Origin of the sequence: Brevibacillus sp. NRRL NRS-603, assembly GCF_003013445.1 — a bacterium.
Classification (GTDB): domain Bacteria; phylum Bacillota; class Bacilli; order Brevibacillales; family Brevibacillaceae; genus Brevibacillus; species Brevibacillus formosus.
On record NZ_PXZN01000155.1, the window covers coordinates 1 to 871 of the forward strand.

1 protein-coding gene and 1 pseudogene are annotated in these 871 nt (G+C 51.2%); both read right to left on the bottom strand.

From position 1 onward, the window contains the following. Nucleotides 1-243, bottom strand: a pseudogene (locus C7R94_RS29510) (tryptophan synthase subunit beta); the annotation flags it as partial. Then, the coding region (locus tag C7R94_RS29515; protein ID WP_106786029.1) for a phosphoribosylanthranilate isomerase at nt 206-871 on the bottom strand (666 nt) is incomplete at its 5' end. The gene C7R94_RS29515 and the pseudogene C7R94_RS29510, both read right to left, overlap by 38 nt.

The window sequence follows — 871 nt, forward strand, 5'->3', positions numbered from 1 at the left end:
GGCACCGCCGACCGCATTCGTCAAGCGCTCTGCATAGGTGAGCGGGGTTGGGCGTCCAGCATACTCGCTGAGCAGTCCATTCAATTCCTGAACAAATGCCGGGTCACGCCGTGCTTCTTCAAAAGCGATCTCGAGCTCCGTCACCGCATTCATCAAGGTTTCTGGAATAAATTTGCCTCCGAAGGCACCAAATCGCCCGTTTTCGTCAGGCACGATTCGCGTAGTTGTTTGAATGTTGTTCATGCGCCTTCACCCTCTCCACCAATGTTTTTATTTTCTCAGCGTCTTTTTCGCCATCCGTCTCTACGCCACTGGACACATCGACAATCTCTGCTTGATACTGTCCGATTAATTCTCCGACATTCTCCGCATGAATCCCGCCAGCGATGATGCAGTCTGCTTCCTCGCATGCTGCTTGCAATGCAGGAATTTGCTCCCACGAAAACTTTTTCCCTGTGCCACCTGCTTGACTAGGGTCATACGTATCAAATAAAAAGCCACTGACAATGCCTCGATAGGATTGAATTGCTTGCACAGCATCGGCTTCTCCGCCCACGGCCAACGCCTTCCACACCGGAATAGCGAACCGCTCCCGAACTTGCTGGCAAAATTGTGGCGTCTCCTGTCCATGTAATTGGATTACAGATAACGGCGCTTCACTTAGCACCTCCTCCAGCTCTTCCATCGTCGGATTAACGAATACACCAACAGCAGGAGGATGGCCCGGAACGGCGGCAAGCAATTGTCCAGCAGTCTTGGCATCGACTTGTCGCTTACTTGGGGCAAAAACAAGGCCTACATAATCGACTTCCAGTACTTTTAACAGCGCAAGTGTTTCCGCTCGCTTGATCCCACATATTTTCAAACGAGT